General features: G+C 62.2%; 17 protein-coding genes. 11 read left to right on the top strand and 6 right to left on the bottom strand.

Annotated elements, in window-relative coordinates; translation table 11 throughout:
* Nucleotides 1–8: 8 nt before the first annotated feature.
* From ACIPSK_RS25635 to ACIPSK_RS25650, 4 genes are all read left to right on the top strand, one after another.
* Nucleotides 9–1,736, top strand: coding sequence for an ABC transporter ATP-binding protein (locus ACIPSK_RS25635; protein ID WP_162117924.1), 1,728 nt, complete (start codon nt 9–11; stop codon nt 1,734–1,736).
* 10 nt (nt 1,737–1,746) lie between these two features.
* Nucleotides 1,747–2,541 (top strand): 2-oxo-tetronate isomerase, encoded by a 795-nt coding sequence (gene otnI, locus ACIPSK_RS25640; protein ID WP_162117923.1) that lies wholly within the window; start codon nt 1,747–1,749, stop codon nt 2,539–2,541.
* Complete coding sequence (locus ACIPSK_RS25645) at nt 2,538–3,413, top strand: 2-hydroxy-3-oxopropionate reductase (RefSeq protein ID WP_162117922.1); 876 nt, start codon at nt 2,538–2,540, stop codon at nt 3,411–3,413. Before otnI ends, ACIPSK_RS25645 begins: the two co-directional genes overlap by 4 nt.
* A 107-nt stretch (nt 3,414–3,520) precedes the next feature.
* Nucleotides 3,521–5,623 (top strand): beta-galactosidase, encoded by a 2,103-nt coding sequence (locus ACIPSK_RS25650; RefSeq protein ID WP_162117921.1) that lies wholly within the window; start codon nt 3,521–3,523, stop codon nt 5,621–5,623.
* 4 nt (nt 5,624–5,627) lie between these two features.
* Here the strand turns inward: ACIPSK_RS25650 and ACIPSK_RS25655 are convergent, their stop codons facing one another.
* Nucleotides 5,628–6,170, bottom strand: a complete 543-nt coding sequence (locus ACIPSK_RS25655) for a hypothetical protein (protein ID WP_017965888.1) — start codon at nt 6,168–6,170, stop codon at nt 5,628–5,630.
* Nucleotides 6,171–6,301: 131 nt separating this feature from the next.
* Between ACIPSK_RS25655 and ACIPSK_RS25660 the strand changes: the two genes are divergently transcribed.
* Nucleotides 6,302–6,775, top strand: coding sequence for a cupin domain-containing protein (locus ACIPSK_RS25660; RefSeq protein ID WP_017965889.1), 474 nt, complete (start codon nt 6,302–6,304; stop codon nt 6,773–6,775).
* 68 nt (nt 6,776–6,843) lie between these two features.
* Here the strand turns inward: ACIPSK_RS25660 and ACIPSK_RS25665 are convergent, their stop codons facing one another.
* The 5 genes from ACIPSK_RS25665 to ACIPSK_RS25685 all read right to left on the bottom strand — a co-directional run bounded on the left by ACIPSK_RS25665 (nt 6,844) and on the right by ACIPSK_RS25685 (nt 12,916).
* Nucleotides 6,844–7,953 carry a sn-glycerol-3-phosphate import ATP-binding protein UgpC gene (locus ACIPSK_RS25665; protein ID WP_162117920.1) on the bottom strand — a complete coding sequence of 370 codons (1,110 nt, stop codon included), beginning with the start codon at nt 7,951–7,953 and terminating at the stop codon, nt 6,844–6,846.
* Nucleotides 7,954–7,965: 12 nt separating this feature from the next.
* A complete protein-coding gene (locus ACIPSK_RS25670) occupies nt 7,966–8,880 on the bottom strand; it encodes an ABC transporter permease subunit (protein WP_162117919.1) in 915 nt (304 codons plus the stop codon).
* Between the two features lie 10 nt (nt 8,881–8,890).
* Nucleotides 8,891–9,775, bottom strand: a complete 885-nt coding sequence (locus ACIPSK_RS25675) for a carbohydrate ABC transporter permease (RefSeq protein ID WP_017965892.1) — start codon at nt 9,773–9,775, stop codon at nt 8,891–8,893.
* Between the two features lie 217 nt (nt 9,776–9,992).
* On the bottom strand, nt 9,993–11,348 hold the full coding sequence (locus ACIPSK_RS25680) for an extracellular solute-binding protein (protein ID WP_162117918.1): 1,356 nt from the start codon (nt 11,346–11,348) through the stop codon (nt 9,993–9,995).
* 356 nt (nt 11,349–11,704) lie between these two features.
* A complete protein-coding gene (locus ACIPSK_RS25685) occupies nt 11,705–12,916 on the bottom strand; it encodes an ROK family transcriptional regulator (protein ID WP_162117917.1) in 1,212 nt (403 codons plus the stop codon).
* A gap of 223 nt (nt 12,917–13,139) precedes the next feature.
* On the opposite strand from ACIPSK_RS25685, the gene ACIPSK_RS25690 reads away from it, so the two are divergent.
* From ACIPSK_RS25690 to ACIPSK_RS25715, 6 genes are all read left to right on the top strand, one after another.
* A complete protein-coding gene (locus ACIPSK_RS25690) occupies nt 13,140–14,378 on the top strand; it encodes an extracellular solute-binding protein (protein ID WP_162117916.1) in 1,239 nt (412 codons plus the stop codon).
* 74 nt (nt 14,379–14,452) lie between these two features.
* The gene (locus ACIPSK_RS25695) at nt 14,453–15,337 is read left to right on the top strand and encodes a carbohydrate ABC transporter permease (protein ID WP_162117915.1); all 885 of its coding nucleotides are present in this window, start codon (nt 14,453–14,455) and stop codon (nt 15,335–15,337) included.
* Nucleotides 15,337–16,182 carry a carbohydrate ABC transporter permease gene (locus ACIPSK_RS25700; protein ID WP_162117914.1) on the top strand — a complete coding sequence of 282 codons (846 nt, stop codon included), beginning with the start codon at nt 15,337–15,339 and terminating at the stop codon, nt 16,180–16,182. The genes ACIPSK_RS25695 and ACIPSK_RS25700 overlap by 1 nt, the downstream gene beginning before the upstream one ends.
* Nucleotides 16,179–17,201 (top strand): SIS domain-containing protein, encoded by a 1,023-nt coding sequence (locus ACIPSK_RS25705; protein WP_162117913.1) that lies wholly within the window; start codon nt 16,179–16,181, stop codon nt 17,199–17,201. The genes ACIPSK_RS25700 and ACIPSK_RS25705 overlap by 4 nt, the downstream gene beginning before the upstream one ends.
* The gene (locus ACIPSK_RS25710) at nt 17,202–18,131 is read left to right on the top strand and encodes a PfkB family carbohydrate kinase (protein WP_162117912.1); all 930 of its coding nucleotides are present in this window, start codon (nt 17,202–17,204) and stop codon (nt 18,129–18,131) included. It begins immediately after the preceding gene.
* Nucleotides 18,128–19,201 carry an ABC transporter ATP-binding protein gene (locus ACIPSK_RS25715; RefSeq protein WP_162117911.1) on the top strand — a complete coding sequence of 358 codons (1,074 nt, stop codon included), beginning with the start codon at nt 18,128–18,130 and terminating at the stop codon, nt 19,199–19,201. Before ACIPSK_RS25710 ends, ACIPSK_RS25715 begins: the two co-directional genes overlap by 4 nt.
* Nucleotides 19,202–19,209 lie beyond the last annotated feature (8 nt).

A 19,209-nucleotide genomic window follows, 5' to 3' on the forward strand; every position in this document is an offset into this window, starting at 1 on the left:
AGGAAACCATGACCGATCTTTCAGACGACGTCGTTCTCTCCGTCGAAAACCTCTCGATCGATTTCAGGCTGCGCACCCACATCCTGCACGCCGTCGAAAATGTCACCTTCGAGCTGAAGCGTGGTCAGACGTTCTGCCTCGTCGGCGAAAGCGGCTCCGGCAAAAGCGTCACCGCCCGCTCGCTGCTGCAGATTGTCGACAGCCCCGGCAGCATCGTTTCCGGCCGCATCCTGCTCAACAACGGCGACGGGATCACCGGAGGTAACGGGGTCATCGACATTGCCGCCTTGAAGCCGTCCGACCGGGCGATGCGCGCCATCCGCGGCCGCCGCATCGGCCTGATCTTCCAGGAGCCGATGAGCTCGCTGTCGCCGGTTCACACCATCGGTTCGCAGATCATCGAGGCGGTGCGCCTGCACAGCAATCTCGATCATCGCGCCGCCCGCGAAAGGACCGTCGAACTGCTGCGCCAGGTCGAGATCCCGAACCCGGACAAGATGGCCGACCGCTACACCTTCGAATTCTCCGGCGGCATGCGCCAGCGCGCCATGATCGCCATGGCGCTTGCCGGCAATCCCGATATTCTCATCGCCGACGAGCCGACGACGGCGCTCGACGTCACCACGCAGGCCGAAATCCTCGACCTGATCAAGCGGCTGCAGGTCGAACGCGGCATGGCCATGCTGCTCATCACCCATGACATGGGGATCGTCGCCGAAGTGGCCGATGATGTTGCCGTCATGCGCTTCGGCCGCATCGTCGAGCGCGGACCGGTCGATGCGATCTACCACGCCGCCGAGCATCCCTATACCCGCCAATTGCTGGCCTCGACGGTCAAGCTCACGCACCATGTCGAAGGCAGGCTGCCCGCCGTGGCGCTGTCGCCGGAGGCACCGCAGCCGATCCTGTCCGTCCGCAATCTCGGCAAGATCTACGGTTGGCACGGCAAGGCCAATACGCTGCGCGCCGTCGACGACGCCAGCTTCGATCTTTATCCCGGCGAAAACCTCGGCATCGTCGGCGAAAGCGGCTCCGGCAAGACGACGCTCGGCCGGCTGATCCTGCGCACCGTCGAGCCGACATCGGGCAGCATCAGCTATCGCGGCAAGGACGGTAGCGAGATCGACGTCACGAAACTCACCAAGCGCGAACTCCGCACCTTCCACCGCGAAGTCCGCCTGGTCTTCCAGGATCCTTTCGCCTCGCTCAATCCGCGCATGACCGTCAAGGAAGTGATCGGCGATCCGCTTGTTGTCAACGGTCTGGCCAAGGGCAAGGCGCTGGAGGACCGCGTCGCCGAACTGATGCGCCTGGTCGGCCTCGATCCGATGGGCATGGAGCGTTATCCGCATGCCTTCTCCGGCGGCCAGCGCCAGCGCATCGGCATCGCCCGCGCCCTTGCACTCGATCCGCGCATCATCATCGCCGACGAGGCAACGTCGGCACTCGACGTCTCGATCCGCAGCCAGATCCTCGACCTGCTGCTCGATATCCGTCAGCGGCTGAACCTGAGCTTCATCTTCATTTCGCACGATATTTCGGTGGTGCGTTATTTCTGCGATCGCGTCGCCGTCATGCATCGCGGCAAAATCGTCGAACTCGGCGAGGCCGAACAGATCTGCACCGCTCCCGAGGAGGCCTATACCAAGAGCCTCATATCCGCCGTTCCCAATCCCGACCCCCGCGACAAGCGCATGCTGCACCGGCATCGTTTCGTCGCGCCCGCCAATATCTAAGGACGATCCCGTGCCGAAATTTTCCGCCAACCTTTCCTTCCTCTACCAGGACCTGCCCTTTCTCGACCGCTTCACGGCAGCCGCAAAGGACGGCTTCGGCGCCCTCGAATATCTCGGCCCCTATGCCGAGCCGAAGGAGAAGGTCGCCGATGCGCTGATGGCGAGCGGCCTGAAACAGGCGCTCTTCAACGTGCCATCAGGCGACTGGGCCGGCGGCGAGCGCGGCATCGCCTGCTTACCGAAGCGCGTAGACGAGTTCCGCAACGGAGTGGCACTGGCGCTCGATTATGCCGCAGCGCTCGATTGCCGGCAGGTGAATGTCATCTCCGGTCTGGTGCCTAGGGGTGCGGACCTTCAAACGCTGGAAACGGTGCTGGTCGACAATCTGAAATATGCTGCAAAGCGTTGTGCCGACGCCGGCGTCCGGCTGCTGATCGAACCGATCAACCTGCGCGATATTCCAGGCTTCCTCCTGTCGACGACCGCCCATGCCGAACGCATCCTCGACCGGGTCGGCTCCGACAACCTCTATATCCAGTATGATTTCTACCACATGCAGATCATGCAGGGCGACCTGATCCCGACCTTCACAAGGCTGAAGGAGAAGATCGCCCATGTGCAGATCGCCGACAATCCCGGCCGGGGCGAACCCGGGACCGGCGAGATCAATTACGGCTTCATCCTCTCCGAACTCGACCGCCTCCGCTACGACGGCTGGGTGGGCTGCGAGTACAAGCCGAAATCCGGCACCAGCGAAGGCCTCGGCTGGATGAAACCCTATCTGAAGTCAGCGAGGACAGCATGAACATCGGATTTATCGGACTGGGCGTCATGGGCCGCCCGATGGCGGAACACCTGATCGACGCCGGCCACACGCTGCATCTGAGCCGGGTGAAGGAAATCTCGCAGCATCTTGTCGACAAGGGCGGCAAAGCCGCCGCAAGCGCCGGGGCGGTGGCGCACGCTTCCGACATCGTCATCCTGATGCTGCCGGATACACCAGATGTCGAGGCGGTTCTGTTCGGCGAAGACGGCGTCGCCGCCGGCCTTTCCCAGGGCAAGCTGGTCATCGACATGAGCTCGATCTCGCCGGTCGCCACCAAGACTTTCGGCAAACGCATCGAGGCGCTCGGCTGCGATTACCTCGATGCCCCGGTTTCCGGCGGGGAGGTCGGCGCCAAGGCCGCCTCGCTGACGATCATGGTCGGCGGCAAGGAGCAAGCTTTCGAACGCGCCAAACCGCTTTTCGAAAATATGGGCAAGAACATCACCCATGTCGGCGGTAGCGGCGACGGCCAGACGGCGAAGGTCGCCAACCAGATCATCGTCGGCCTGACGATCGAGGCGGTTGGCGAAGCGCTGCTGTTTGCCAAGCGTGCCGGGGCCGATCCGGAAAAGGTCCGCTCCGCGCTGATGGGCGGGTTTGCCGCTTCGCGCATCCTCGAAGTGCATGGCGAGCGCATGGTCAAGGAGACCTTCGAGCCCGGATTCCGCATCCGCCTGCACCGCAAGGACATGACGCTTGCCGTCGATGCCGCCCGCGCACTCGATCTGTCGCTGCCGAACACGGCCGCCACGCAGCAGCTGATGAATGCCGCGATCGCCAATGGCGACGGCGAACGCGACCATTCCGCCCTCATCCGCACCCTGGAACTCCTCGCCGGAGGGCCGCGCTAGATCCACTCTTTTTAGAACAATCGCACGACGTCTTCGATTGCCGATTGCCGGAACCTCCTCTCCGGGCGGCGGAGCCATGTCCGGACATTAATAGAAAAGGACCAGAAATGCTCAACAAAGATATCCAGCTGCCCTACGGCGCCGTCTATTTCCGCAAGTCGAATCCGCCCCGCGTGGATTGGGAACGCGACTACGCCACCGCTGGGCAAGACGGCCTCAACATCTTCCGCCACTGGTTCATGTGGAGCGCGATCGAAACCGCCCCCGGCGTCTACGACTGGGAAGAATACGACCGCCAGATGGACCTTGCCGCCGCAAACGGCATCAAGACCGTTATCGCCGAGTTGATTCATGCCGTGCCGGACTGGGCAGTGCGCAAATATGCTCATGCTTTGCAGGTCAATGCCGACGGCACCAAACTCGGTTCCTACATGGGCGTCTCGTCGGCAACCGGTGGCTTCTCCAACAATGGCGGCGGTGCCGGCGCCCTGACGCTGAACTGCGCCGAAGTGAAGGAAGCCGCCGGCAAGTTCCTGACCGCACTCGCTACCCGCTACAAGGATCATCCGGCGATCTATGGCTATGACGTCTGGAACGAGTGCAACTATTCCGCCTATGTCGATTACAGCCCCTTTGCCAAATCAGCCTTTCGCAAATGGCTGGAGAAGAAGTACGGCAGCCTGAAGGTCCTGGCGAAAGCCTGGTACCGCTACAGCTATGCCGAATGGGAGGATATCGAGCCGCCGGTGCACATGGCGCCCTATCCGGAATGCATCGACTGGCTGCAGTTCAAGCGCGACAATTTCTACGACCAGATGCAGTGGCGCATCGATACGATCCGCGCCGTCGACCAGAAGAATACCATCGCTGCTCATGGCATATCCGGCGCAATTCCCAACATGGCGGCCAACGGCTGCGACGACTGGCTCGCCGCCTCCAAGGTCGAGGTTTACGGCTTCACCTGGATCCAGGCGCGCAAGGGCTCGGAAGCCTGGAAGAACTGGTATGGCGTCGATATCAACCGCGCCGCCGCCCGCGGCAAGCCCTTCTGGCATGCCGAGCGCCAGGGCGGGCCGCTCTGGCTGCAGCCGCAGGTGATCGGCCGCGACAAGGAGGATGGCCGCGTCGCCGAGCCCGAGGATATCCGCCTCTGGAGCATGACCTCGCTTGCCGGCGGCGCCCGCGGCGTGATCAATCTGCGCTGGCGCCCGCTGCTCGATGGCCCGCTCTTCGGCGCGTTCGGCTCCTACGGCATGGACGGCTCGCGCACGCCGCGCTCCGATATGGCAAGCGCCATGGCGAAATGGGCAAACGACCGGGCGCAGGCTCCCCTCTGGGAGGCAAAGCCCGTTCGCGGCGAGGTCGGCATCCTTGTCGTTCGCGAAACGCAAGAGTTTGATTACCTCCTGAACCATGACCGCAAGGAGAAACCCTATCCCGAGGCCATGTGGGGCGCCTATCGCGCCTTCCTTGAAAATGGCGTGCAGCCGGACTGGGTGCATATCGACGATATCGCGGCCTATGATTTCCTCTATTTCCCCTATCCGATCATGTTCACATCAGAACAGGCGAACCGCCTGAAAGCCTGGGTCGAAAACGGCGGCACGCTGATTGCCGAAGCATGCCCCGGCTATTTCGGCGATCGCGGCCATGTCGGCACCGTTCAGCCGAATATGGGCCTCGACGAGGTATTCGGCGCGCGAGAGGAAGAGGTCGAGTTCATGCCCGATATCGGCGACCGCATCCATTTCGATCTGGACGGCGCAGCCGTCGACGGCGGCGGCTTCCTACAGTCTTATCGGCTGACCGGCGGAACAGGACGCGGCCACTTCACCGACGGCCGTCTTGCCGTCGTCGAAAACGCCTATGGCAAGGGCCGCACGCTGTTGATCGGCACCAATCCTTCCGTGGCCTATTACCGCACGCAGGGGAAGGCGAACGGCGCTTTCTTCGCTGAGCTATTGAGATGGAGCGGGACGAAGCGCCATGTGACGCTGTCGAATGCCGCACTCTTCGCCCGTATCCACGAGGGAGAAAAGGGCAGCTTCCTCTGGCTAGTCAATCCGACGCGAACGGCGCAGAAGACTGAGGTAACGCTCGCCCAAGGGACGCTTGCCCAAAGTCAGGCCGTCTGGCCGATCGGCCATATCGGCAATAGTGGCATCGAGGTGCCGCCGCGCGACGTGCTGATCCTGCCGCTCAATAGCTGAAATTTCAGGATGCGGATGAACTGGCGCCTTCGGCAAAGCCTTCAAGCTCGGGATCGAAATCAACCTCGACGACATTGTTGAAGACGGCGGTGGCCAGCATGATGCCGGCGAAAGCGACGAGGTCGACGAGCACCTTGGTCTCATAGCGCTGTTTCAGCTTTGCCCAGTGTTCGACGGGAACGGCGTTGGAATCGGCGACGATCGCCTTGCCGAAAGCGTCGAGCAGCGCTTCCTCGTCGGAAAGCTCCAGTGCGTCGGGATCGAAACCCTTGTTGATCAGCGCCCGGCGGAAGAAGGTGATAGCGATCTTCGATCTGGCTGCCTTCGAGATCGCATGCGAGAATATCCAGATCGCCCGGTCGTTGATCGCGGGATCGAGTTCGGCGCGCAGCGTGAACCATTCGGCATAAATGCGGTGGGCGGCCGGCGAATGCAGCAGCGTACGCTTCATATTGGTCATCCGGCCGCGCCGCCTGACTTCCTCGTCATGCGCCGCACGAACCTCTTCCGAAGCGGTGTCGTAGTCGATTTGCGGGAGGTGGCTCATCGGGTCCGTTCTTTCGTTTGTGCGGAGAAGCTATCGCGGCGCCGAGATATTGTGGGCTGTACAGCGGCAAATCTGCTTGGCCGCTGCCTGCCTCACGCCTAGACTGACCAAATCGAAGCTGGAGGCAAGGCATGAGCGACGACCACGAGCAGCATCATGTCGATTGGCGTGAACATGGCGTCAAGGTCATTCCCGGCAATTCGCTCGATCCGAACACCGCGCAGACGCCGGGCATGAACCGCGCGACTGCGATCAACAACGCGCGCGCCGGGGCCGAGAAAATCTGGGCCGGCACGGTGACGATCCATGCCAACGCCAAGACCGGCGCTCATCACCATGGCGATCTCGAAAGCATCATCTACGTGGTCAAGGGCAAGGCCCGCATGCGCTGGGGCGAGCATCTGGAATATACCGCCGAGGCCGGCCCCGGCGACTTCATCTACGTTCCGCCCTATGTGCCGCATCAGGAGATCAACGCCAGCCGCGACGAGACGCTGGAATGCGTTCTCGTCCGCTCAGGCCAGGAACCGGTCGTCGTTAACCTCGACATCGAACCGGTCGAAAAGCCGGAAGACGTTGCGTGGATCGATCCGATCCACCGTTAGAGTAATTTCCGCAATGTGCGCAGACCCTTACGCCGCCAAACGCTCTGCAAGCATCATCGCAGACGCCTTCAAGCGTTGACGGCGTCTGCGCCGTTCATAACAGGGTTCTCGATAATCCGGCCGGTATCGGCGGCATAGAGGTGGATCTGGTTGTAATCGATCGCGATGCCGATCGGATCGCCCGACCTCACCTTCACGGCCTCAGTCAGCGCCACGGCAAAGGGCAGCCCGTCGAAATCGGCGTGGACGACGCGGCTTGCGCCGAGCTCTTCGATGAAATCGGCCGTTGCGGTGAGGGCGCCGGGAGCATCCGGGGCGACCAGCCGGGCGGCCTCGGCGCGCATGCCGAGCACGACGCGTTTGCCTTTCAGCGGTGCGGCGCGCTCGCGCGGCAGCACGACCTTGCGGCTTTGATCGTAGACGAAGACGCCATCGTCATTGATCGTGCCCTCGAGCAGGTTCATCGCCGGCGTGCCGACGAAACCCGCGACGAAGCGCGAGACCGGATGATGATAGACCTCTTCCGGCGTGCCGACCTGCTCCACCCTGCCGCCATTCATCACCACCAGCCGGTCGGCCAGCGTCATCGCCTCGGTCTGGTCATGCGTGACGAAGATCGACGTGGCGCCAAGGCGGCGGTGCAGGCGGCGGATTTCGGCGCGCATGGCGATACGCAGCTTGGCATCGAGGTTCGACAACGGCTCGTCGAAGAGGAATACCTTCGGTTCGCGGATCATCGCCCGCCCCATGGCGACGCGCTGGCGCTGGCCGCCGGAAAGAGCGGCGGGCCGGCGTCCGAGGAAAGGTTCGAGGCTGAGCGCCTTGGCGACCTCGCCGATGCGTCGCTGACGCTCCGCCTTCGAGACGCCGGCCACCTTTAATGCGTAGCCGATATTCTCGGCAACGCTCATATGCGGATAAAGCGCATAGTTCTGGAACACCATGGCGCAGCCACGCTCGCGCGGCTCCAGCTGGTTGACGACGCGGCCGTCAATGGCGATTTCACCACCGCTGATTTCCTCGAGGCCGGCGATCATCCGCAGCAGCGTGGACTTGCCGCAGCCGGACGGGCCGAGGATGACGATGAACTCACCCGACTGGATGTCGAGATCGACGCCGTGAACGACGGGGGTCTTGCCGTAGTTTTTCTTCACGCCACGAATGGAGATCGGTGCCAAGGGAGTACTCCTTCACTTCTCGGTGGAGATAAGGCCGCGTACGAACCAGCGCTGCATCAGAATGACGAGGATCAATGGCGGCGACATGATGATCAGGGTTCCGGCCATGGCCACGTTCCAGTCGGGCAGGCCGAATTCGGACGGGATGAGGGTCTTGAGCTGCGTTACGGCGATGCCGAAATTCGGATCGGTGGTGATCAGCAGCGGCCAGAGATACTGGTTCCAGGCCCAGACGAACATGATGGTGAACAGCGCGATCATATTCGGCCGCGAAAGCGGCAGCAGAATATCCCAGAAGAACCGGACCGGACCCGATCCGTCCATCTTCGAAGCCTCGGCCAACTCGTCCGGAACCGTCAGGTAGAACTGCCGGTAGAGGAAGGTGCCGGTCGCGGTCGCGACCAGCGGCAGAACGAGACCGGGATAGGAATTCAAAAGACCCCATTCCAGCTTGATCTGGACGCCGGTGATCTGCGCAACGAGCCAGCTTATGCCGGTGATGTCGAGGATCGTCTGGAAAGGCTGCAGCGCGTTGGCCGCAATCGAATAGGTCGGCACGATGCGGACTTCCAGCGGCAGCATCAGCGTGATGAAAATGATCCAGAAAATCACATACCGGCCGCGGAAGCGGAAGTAGACGATCGAGAAGGCTGCCATGGAAGACAGCAGGACCTTGCCGGCGCCAACGGTTGCGGCGAAGATGATGCTGTGGAACAGCTTGTTGCCGAGATCGGCGCGAACCCAGGCGGTCTCAGCGTTTTCCCAGAAATGCGAGCCCGGCATCAGCGGCAGCGGCACGCGATTGACCGTCTCCAGATCAAGCGTCGAGGCGATGATGACGATGGCGAAAGGCAGAAGCGCGATCACCATGCCGAGCGCGAGAAGCGTATAGCAGATGAAGTTGAATATCGGCGTGCGTTCGATCATGTCCGCGACCTCACTTGTAGTGCACGCGCCGCTCGATGAAGCGGAACTGGAAGATGGTGAGAAGAACAACGAGCACCATCAGGATGATGGACTGCGCTGCAGCGCCCGAATAGTCGAGACCCCTGAATCCGTCGAAATAGATCTTGTAGACCATGAGTTCGGTGGCGCGCGCCGGGCCGCCCTGCGTCATGACGTCGACGATACCGAAGGAATCCTGGAAACTCTCGGTGATGTTGATGACGAGCAGGAAGAACAGCGTCGGCGTCAGCAGGGGCAGCTGGATATCCCAGATCCGGCGCATCGGCCCCGAACCATCCATCGCGGCGGCCTCGATCAGCGAGCGCGGAATGCCTTGCAACGCCGAGAGGAAGAAGATGAAGTTGTAGCCGATATACTTCCAGGAGAAGGCGACGATGACGGCGATCATAGCATCCTTGCCGTCGAGCGCGGGATTCCAGAGGCCGGGCCAGACGTGGTTGATGACTGACAGAAGGCCGGCCTCCGGCGCCAGGATGAACCGGAAGGCGAGGCCGAGAGCGGGAGCGGCAATCGCGTAAGGCCAGATGAAGACCGACCGGTAGACTTTGTGGCCGCGCAGTTCACGATCCGTCAAAAGCGCCAGGATCAGCGCCAGTCCCATGGCAATGGCCGTCGAGCTGAAGCCGAAAATCATGCTGCGAGTGATCGAGTCCCAATAGATCGGGTCGGTGAGCAGCTGTTTGAAATTGTCGAAACCGACCCAGGCATTACCGCCGCCCCATGGCTGCTCGAGCGTGAACGCCCAATAGAGCGCCTGCGCGCTCGGCCAATAGAAGAAGACGAAGATCAGCAGCAGCATCGGAAATGCGAAGAGCAGCCCGATCGTCGTTGAGGAGAAAGTGACGCGCTTTTCCATGAGAGGTCGTTTTCGTCCTGGTTCGATTTAAAACATGTCGCGCAAAAATGTGCAGCGATTTTGCGGTAACGACATGCGTCAAAATAAAGGTCTAAAGCGCGAGGAGCGAATCTGAAAGATTGCGGCGCGCTTTAGGCGCGGGCGGCGAGTTCGCATCCGCGGCCGAGTACGCACCCGGCGCGCGAAACGCGGACCGGGTGCGGCTCATATTAAACGATCAGGGGAGCTGAACGTTCTTGTAGGTCTGCTGGAAGCGACGCAGCAGCGTGTTGCCGCGTTCGGCAGCGCTATCGAGCGAAGCCTGGACATCGGCATTGTTGACGAAGATTGCCTGCAGACCATTGGCGATTTCGGTGCGGACCTGCAGCAGGCCACCGAGGCGGATGCCGTGCGGAGCCGCGTCACCAGCCGGCGAGGCGGTCAGGCTCTGAATGGCGAGTTCGCGGCCGGCATAAGGAGCCTTGTCGTAGAAGCCCTGCTTCTTCAGATATTCGAAGCCGGAGTTACGAACCGGGATGTAACCGGTAACGGTCGACCAGGTAAGAGCTTCTTCCGGCTTTGCGATGAAGTTGAAGAATGCCGCGGCAGCCTTATATTCGGCGTCCGAGTGACCCTTCAGAACCCAGAGCGAAGCGCCGCCGACGAAAGAGCTGTGGCGGGTTGCGTCGCCGTAGGTCGGGAGCATGGCAACGCCCCAGTTCATGCCCTGTTTGGCGGTGCGGCCGACATTGCCGTGGTCGCCGACCGAGGTCAGGATGACCTGGCAATCGCCAGCGGCAAAGGCTTCGACGAAGGTCTGGCCGACAGCCTTGTTCTTGATGACGGCAAGCTTGTTGTCGTACCAGGACTTGAGGTCCTTGACGTAGCTGACGAGAAGCGGGTTCTTGTTGAACACCAGCTCGGCGTCGAGACCTTCAAAACCGTTCTTCTTCGTGGCGATCGCTTCGCCGTTGACCGCTTCGAACTGCTCGATGTACTGCCAGACTTCGTTGTTGGAGATGTCAAAGCCGAGCGGGCAAGCATAGCCTGCATCCTTCAGAGCCTTGAGGTCCTCGCCTGCTTCCTTCCAGGTCGCCGGAGCATGGTCCTTGCCGATCTTGGCGAAGGCGTCCTTGTTCCAGTAGAGAAGAGCGGTCGAGGAGTTGAAGGGGAAGGAGTACATCTCGCCCTTCGATGTCGCGTAGTAGCCGGAGATACCGGAGAAGTAGTCCTTCCAGTCGACGGTATAGCCCATGTCGGTCATCAGCTTGTTGGCCGGGTAGTAGGCGCCGGAGAGCATGATGTCGAGGGTGCCGGCGTCGGAGACCTGGGCGATGGTCGGCTGCTTGCCGGCGCGGAACGCAGCAATGGTGTTCTGCAGGGACGCGTCGTAGCTGCCCTGGCTGGTGCAGACGACTTCGTAGTCGGCCTGCGACTGGTTGAAGCGATCGCACTGCTCCTGGACACGCTTTGCGATGTCACCGGAATTGCCGATCCAGAAGTCAATCTTGGTCTTATCGGCGGCGGCAGCGGGACCAGCAAGAAACGCTGTAGCGAGAAGGGCGCCAACGGCGCCGAGAAGCTTGGCTTGCATGAGAACCTCGAACGTAAAAGGGACGCGCACTTTCAGCGCACGCCCTATTAGCTGGTTCAAATTGCCGCGGCCAATGAATATTACATGACATGAAATTATCTAAATACAGTTGTCATAAAACCTTCATACAACCGTTGTTCGCAAATCCTAGGGAAATATTTAGAGAAATTTCAAAGCTTTCTTCAGAATATTGCCAATAGATTACAGCTATATTCAAAACAATGGAATTTTAGGGGATATTTAATATTTATTTATACTGAAAGAGTGCCTTTATTCGGCTACTCCGCCGCAACGAAGCTTGCAAAAACGCGGGAATTTTCGCCATTGCACTGGTGTGCAACCTCAGGATTTAGGCCTCAGGATTGAAGGGAATCCTTCAGGATCGCCGCAAAACGCGGATCGAATGCACGGCTGATCGGTCCGGCGGCAGCGCCAAGCGCCACCGACCAGGGATCGGCCATGCCGGGCTGCAGGCGCGGCAGCGTCCGGCCACGACGTTCGGCGATCGAGGGGAGCAACGGGCCGATTGCCGCAATCAACCTGTTCACCAGCGCTTCCGGCGCGCTGCCGCAGAGGATCACCGTCTGCGGATCGAACAGCGTCTCGATGAGATGGATGCTCCAGCGCAGGTCCGCTGCCGCTGCTTCGACCCAGGTGTGGATGCTTTGATCGCCTATCAAGGCAAGATCGTTGATACGTGCGTGCAGATGAGGATCGGCGGGATCGACCGATAGATGCTGATAGAGCGAGGCGAGCGAGGCGCGATGTTCGAGCGGCGTCGATTTGCCGTCGGCAAACAGCAGCGCCATGCCGATCTCGCCGGCATTGCCGTTGGTGCCGCGGTAGAGTTCGCCGTTCAGAATGAGGCCGGCGCCGATGCCATAGCCGACAAAGAGGCAGACGGCGTGGTCGAGGCCATGGGCAGCTCCCACCATGCGTTCGGCAGTCGCCGCCGCCGCCGCATCGTTCTGCAGGCCGACATCGAGCCCGGTGCCGGCGGTCAGCGTTTCCAACAACGGAAATTTCTGCCAGGCCTCCATCATCCAAGGATCATCGCCGCTGCCAGCAACCCCGAAAGGCCCGGGCATGGCGGCGCCGAGACCAACCAGCCGCTTTTCCGACTGCTGGACGATCCCGGCAAGCTTTGACCGTATGCCTGCGACGAGGTCGAGGATGACCTTCGTCCCGTTCGACGGACCTCCAGGTGGGAGGCCGGCCTCGTCCCGCACGAGAACGCTGCCGACGAGATCGACCGCGACCGCCCGCGTCACATGCCGGTCGATCTGCAGGCCGATCGCAAAGGCGCCCTCGGGAACCAGGCCGTAGGGTGTTGACGGCTGGCCTCTGCCCCTCCTCACCGTCTCCTGCGAACTGACGAGACCGTCGCGCTCGAGTTCCTCGATGATATTCGACACCGTCTGCTTGGTCAGCCGCGTCGCCCGCGCCAGATCGGCCCGTGAAAGCGCACCGTTGATCCTGAGGGCATCGATCATCACGCGCCGGTTATGCGCGCTGGTGCCTTCGTGATTGGTGCCGCTCTTGGCCCGGATCGGGCGGCTGTCATTCATGTGCAATTCCCTCTTGACTCCAATAGAATGTTGAAGAAGTAATAAGTCAAGACACTTGACTTAATAAGGGACCGGAGAGTTCCAGGGAACGCAGGAGGCCGGCAAGGGCTCCGACGACGCTCCGAGACGACGAACCGGCACGCATTCCGCGCGTGCCTTCTCGAACACCGATGGCGGAGGACCGCCCTCGGTAATGCGTAAATGTCAAAAACTGGAGGCTGCAATGCTGAAATCCTTTAACAAGACGCTTCTGGGTGCGGCCTTGATCGGCGCATCCCTCGCTCCGCATGCATTCGCCGAAACGACGCTGAACGCGCTCTTCATGGCGCAGGCCGCCTATAGCGAGGCCGATGTGCGCGCCATGACCGACGCCTTCGCCAAGGCGAACCCCGATATCAAGGTCAATCTCGAATTCGTTCCCTATGAAGGCCTGCACGACAAGACGGTGCTGGCGCAAGGTTCCGGCGGCGGCTACGACGTCGTCCTCTTCGACGTCATCTGGCCGGCTGAATACGCCACCAACAAGGTGCTGGTCGACGTCTCCTCTCGCGTCACCGACGAGATGAAGAAAGGCGTGCTGCCGGGTGCCTGGACCACCGTGCAATATGACGGCAAATATTACGGCATGCCGTGGATCCTCGACACCAAATACCTGTTCTACAACAAGGAAATCCTCGAAAAGGCCGGCATCAAGGCTCCGCCTAAGACCTGGGACGAGCTGACCGAACAGGCGAAGACGATCAAGGACAAGGGCTTGCTTGCCACGCCGATCGCCTGGAGCTGGTCGCAGGCCGAAGCCGCGATCTGCGACTACACCACGCTCGTCAGCGCCTATGGCGGCGACTTCCTCAAGGACGGCAAGCCGGCCTTCCAGACCGGCGGCGGCCTCGATGCCCTGAAGTACATGGTCTCCAGCTATTCCTCCGGCCTGACCAATCCGAATTCCAAGGAATTCCTGGAAGAGGACGTCCGCAAGGTCTTCGAAAACGGCGATGCCGCCTTCGCGCTGAATTGGACCTACATGTACAACATGGCCAACGATCCGAAGGACAGCAAGGTCGCAGGCAAGGTCGGCGTCGTGCCGGCGCCGGGTATTGCCGGCAAGAGCGAGGCTTCAGCCGTCAACGGCTCGATGGGCCTCGGCATCACCTCGGCCAGCAAGCATCCGGATGAAGCCTGGAAATACATCACCTTCATGACGTCGCAGGCGACGCAGAATGCCTATGCCAAGCTCAGCCTGCCGATCTGGGCGTCGTCTTACGAGGATCCAGCCGTCACCAAGGGCCAGGAAGAGCTGATCTCCGCCGCCAAGATCGGCCTAGCCGCGATGTATCCGCGTCCAACGACACCGAAATATCAGGAGCTCTCGACCGCGCTGCAGCAGGCGATCCAGGAATCGCTGCTCGGCCAGTCCTCTCCCGAGGACGCGCTGAAGTCGGCCGCAGACAATAGCGGCCTCTGATCAAGCCATGAAAACCCGGGCGGCGCCGGCCGTCGCCCGGTCTCCAAAACCTGTAATGAAGAAGGGTCGCCTTGATGTCGGGCACTTGGCTGACAACCCGCGCATGGCTTTTGGTGCTGCCGCTTCTCGTGGTCATGATATCAGTCATTGGCTGGCCTCTGATCGATACCGTCGGCCTCTCCTTCACCGATGCCAAGCTCGTCGGCACGGAAGGAAACTTCGTCGGCATCGACAACTACGTGAAGATGATCTCCGGCTCGAATTTCCAGCGCACGCTCATCACGACAGCATGGTTCGCGATCGTTTCGGTCGCCGCCGAAATGGTAATCGGCGTTCTGGCAGCCTTGCTGCTGAACCAGCAGTTTCGCGGCCGCACCGCACTTCGCGCCCTGATGATCCTGCCCTGGGCGCTGCCGACCGTCGTCAACGCCACGCTCTGGCGGCTGATCTACAATCCGGAATACGGCGCACTGAACGCCGCGCTGACCCAACTCGGCCTGCTGGAGGCCTACCGCTCCTGGCTCGGCGAACCGGGCACGGCGCTGGCAGCCCTCATCGTCGCCGACTGCTGGAAGAATTTTCCGCTGGTGGCGCTGATCGCGCTGGCCGCACTCCAGGCCGTGCCGCGCGACATCACTGCCGCCTCGCTGGTCGACGGCGCCGGCGCTTTCGCCCGCTTCCGCTTCGTCGTTCTGCCCTATCTCGCCGGGCCCTTGATGGTGGCCCTGGTGCTGCGCACGATCGAGGCCTTCAAAGTGTTCGACATCATCTGGGTCATGACCCGCGGCGGCCCGGCCAACAGCACGCGCACGCTGTCGATCCTCGTCTATCAGGAAGCCTTCTCCTTCCAGCGGGCAGGCTCCGGCGCCTCGCTGGCATTGATCGTCACGCTGCTGGTGACGCTGCTTGCTGCCGGCTACGCCGCTCTGGTGCGCAGGACGGCGGGGAGTGCGGCCTGATGGAACGCCAGAGCCCGCTCTTTTCCGCCTTCATTTACCTCTGTGCATTGCTGCTTGCCGCCGTCATTCTGGCGCCGATCCTGTGGTTGTTCATCATGAGCATCTCGCCGGCCGCCGACCTTGCAGCAAAGCCGCTGCGCTGGTGGCCGCAGACAGCGGATTTCTCTCGCTACGGCGTGCTGCTCTCGACGCTCGAAAACAGCGCCGGCGCCGCCTTCACCTCGTCGCTGCGAAACAGCATCGAAGTGGCGGGCATGGCGACGATCGCCGCCATCGCACTCGCCATTCCGGCCGGCTGGGCTGTGTCGCGTACGCCTTCGGTCGGCTGGTCGCTGTCGATGGTGATCGCCACCTATATGTTGCCGCCGGTGGCGCTCGCCGTGCCGCTCTATATGGGCCTGTCCCATCTCGGATTGCTGAACAACGTCTTCGGCCTCGCTCTCGTCTATCTCACCATCCTTGCGCCTTTCACCACTTGGCTGATGAAATCGGGTTTCGATTCCATCCCGCGCGAGATCGAATCCGCCGCGATGATCGACGGCGCCGGCCTGTTCCAGACGCTGCGGATCATCACGCTGCCGCTGGCGGCCCCCGTGATCGCGACGTCAAGCCTCTTTGCCTTCCTGCTTGCCTGGGATGAATTCTTCTATGCGCTGCTCTTCACCTCGGACCAGCGCGCCAAGACGCTGACTGTCGCCATTGCCGATCTCGCCGGCGGCCGCGTTTCCGATTACGGACTGATTGCGACGGCAGGCGTGCTCGCCGCCCTGCCCCCGGTGCTGATCGGTCTTGTCATGCAACGCGCCCTGATTTCGGGGCTCACCAGCGGCGGCGTCAAGGGATGAACATGACAGCAGAAAGAACCCGGCCGGCCGGACTTGCCGCGATCGATCGCGAAATGGCGCGCCAGCATGCCGATGCGATCGCCTCCTATGAAGCCGCCCAGCCGATGGCGGCAAGGGCCGCCGCCTCGCTGAAAAAGACCGGCAGGCTGCTGCTCATCGGCATGGGCGGCTCACATGCCGTCAACCGCGCCGTCGAGCCGCTCTATCGGGCCTACGGCATCGATGCCGTGGCCCTGCCGCTGTCCGAGCAGCTTGGCCAGCCGCTGCCGATCGCCGGCAGGACGATCTTCGTCACCTCGCAATCCGGCGAAAGCGCCGAAGTCCTGCGCTGGTTCGACGAGACCGGCGGCACGGAAGAGACTTTCGGCCTGACACTCGAAGGCGGCTCCTTCCTCGCAAGAACCGCCCCGTCGCTGGTAGGCAGCGGCGGCACCGAGCTAGCCTTCGCTGCCACCCGCAGCCTGACGGTGACCTTCGCTCTGCATCTGGCTATCCTCGCCGCCCTCGGCGAAAATCCCGACGCCGCACTTGCCGTCCTCAAGGCGCCTGAAGACCATGACATCACCGCCGCCCTCTCGGCACTCGAAAACGTCGTGACGATCGTCACGTCGGGACGCCGGCTGCAGGGTGTCGCCGAGGCGCTGGCGCTCGGATTGACGGAGCTGTCACGCCGTCCCTGCTTTTCGCTCGAAGGCGGCCAGCTGCGCCACGGACCGATGGAGATGCTGGGATCGGACATCGGTGTCGTGCTCTTCCGCGGCATGGACGAAACGGCCGGCCTGGTCACCGCAATGGCGGCATCCGCTGTCAAGACCGGCGCCCCGATCATCTTGTTCGACGCCTCGGGCGAAGCGCCGGTCGCCGGCGCGGTGACGATCCGCTTTGCGCCTGCAACCGGTCTTGCCGCGATCTTCGCCATGCTGCCGGTCGCCCAGCGGCTGATGATCGCCTTTGCAGATGCCCGCCTGGAGAATGCCGGAACGCCAGTCCGCTCCACGAAGATCACCCGGAGCGAATGAATGCGGCCGCTTGCAGTCATCGGCAACGTCAACATCGACCTGATCCTTGGACCGGCCGCCCCCTGGCCGAAGGCCGGGACGGAAATCATCGTCGATCATGACGAATTGCGGGTCGGCGGAGCCGCCGGCAACAGCGCGCTCGCCTGGCAAGCGCTTGGCGTCGAATTCGGGATCGCCGCCAATATCGGCAGCGACCAGTTCGGCCGCTGGCTGAGCGAAGCCTTCGGCCACCGTTCCGACAAGTGGCAGGTCCGTCCTGAGAAAACGACGCTCTCCGTCGGCATTACCCATCCGGACGGCGAGCGCACCTTCTTCACGACGAGGGGCCATCTGCCGCGCTTCAGTCTGGCAGACGTCTTTGCGGCCCTCGACGGCACTCGCCTCAGCGGCGGTTACGCCCTTCTCTGCGGCTCGTTCCTGACCGACGACCTGACAGCGGATTATGACGCCTTCTTCGACTGGGCCGACAGCCATGGCATCACCGTCGCGCTCGATACCGGCTGGCCGCTCGACGGCTGGACAAACGAGAATTGCGCGGCGACACGTGCCTGGCTCTCCCGCAGCGGTATTGCGCTGCTGAATGAGGTCGAATCGACGACGCTTGCCGGCATTGACGATCCGATCGAGGCGGCCCGTCACATCAGGTCGCATATGCCGGAGGGCGCGATCATCGTCGTCAAGCGCGGCCCGGACGGCGCTCTCGCGATCGGGCCGGACGGCCTGTTGGTTTCGGTGGCGGCACCCGCTGTCGAGGTCGTCGATACGATCGGCGCCGGCGATGTCTTCAACGCCGCCTTCCTCGCCGCGCTCGCAAGCGATGAGCCGATGATGTCCTGCCTGGAGGCGGGAACCGCAGTCGCCTCGCGCGCCATCTCCACCCTTCCCCGCAATTATGGCGGCCCGTCATCTCCTGAGGAGCCCGTGCGATGAGCGCGCTCGAAATTCAGAACATCCGCAAGACCTACGGCGACGTCGAGACGCTGAAAGGCATCGACATCTCATTGGAAAGCGGCGAGTTCTTGGTGCTGCTCGGCTCCTCCGGCTGCGGCAAGTCCACGCTGCTGAACATCATCGCCGGCCTTGCCGAGGCGACGAGCGGCGATGTCAGGATCGGCGGCCGCTCGGTGCTTAGCGTACATCCGAAGGACCGCGATATTGCCATGGTCTTTCAATCCTACGCGCTCTATCCCAATCTGACGGTGCACCGGAACATCGGCTTCGGCCTGGAAATGCGCAAGGTGCCGACGCCGGAGCGCGACAGGGCCGTGCACGATGCCGCAAAGCTCCTGCAAATCGAAAACCTCCTCGACCGCAAGCCGAGCCAGCTTTCCGGCGGCCAGCGCCAGCGCGTCGCGATCGGCCGCGCGCTGGTGCGCAAGCCGGAGGTATTCCTTTTCGACGAACCTCTCTCCAACCTCGACGCCAAGCTGCGCATGGAGATGCGCACCGAAATCAAGCGGCTGCATCAGATGCTGAAAACCACGGTCGTCTATGTCACCCATGACCAGATCGAGGCAATGACCCTTGCAAGCCGCATCGCCGTCATGCGCGACGGCCGCATCGAGCAGCTGGGCACGCCGGAGGAGATCTACAACCATCCGGCGACGCTCTATGTCGCCACCTTCGTCGGCGCGCCGCCGATGAACCTGCTGAAGGTGACGGCGCGTGACGGTCGCCTGGCGCTTTCAGGCTCCGATGCGATCCTGCCCCTGCACGCTCGTTTCCGAGAAGCGGCCGGCAATGGCCGCGAGCTTATCCTCGGCATCCGTCCCGAGGCGCTTCGCACGGACGGCACCGGCCCATCGATCGAGGCAACCCTTGAGGTCGCAGAGCTGACCGGCCCGGAACTCGTCGTCACCGCCCTTGCCGGAAATCAGCGCCTGGTGGCCTGCCTGCCGCCACGCACGCCGATCCGCGACAATGACAAAATTACTCTCTTCTTCGATGAGGAGGCGATGCATCTCTTCGACCCGGTAACCGGCCTCAGCTGCGGCCGTTAGCGACAGAA

This window comes from Rhizobium sp. LARHSG275 (assembly GCF_052871115.1).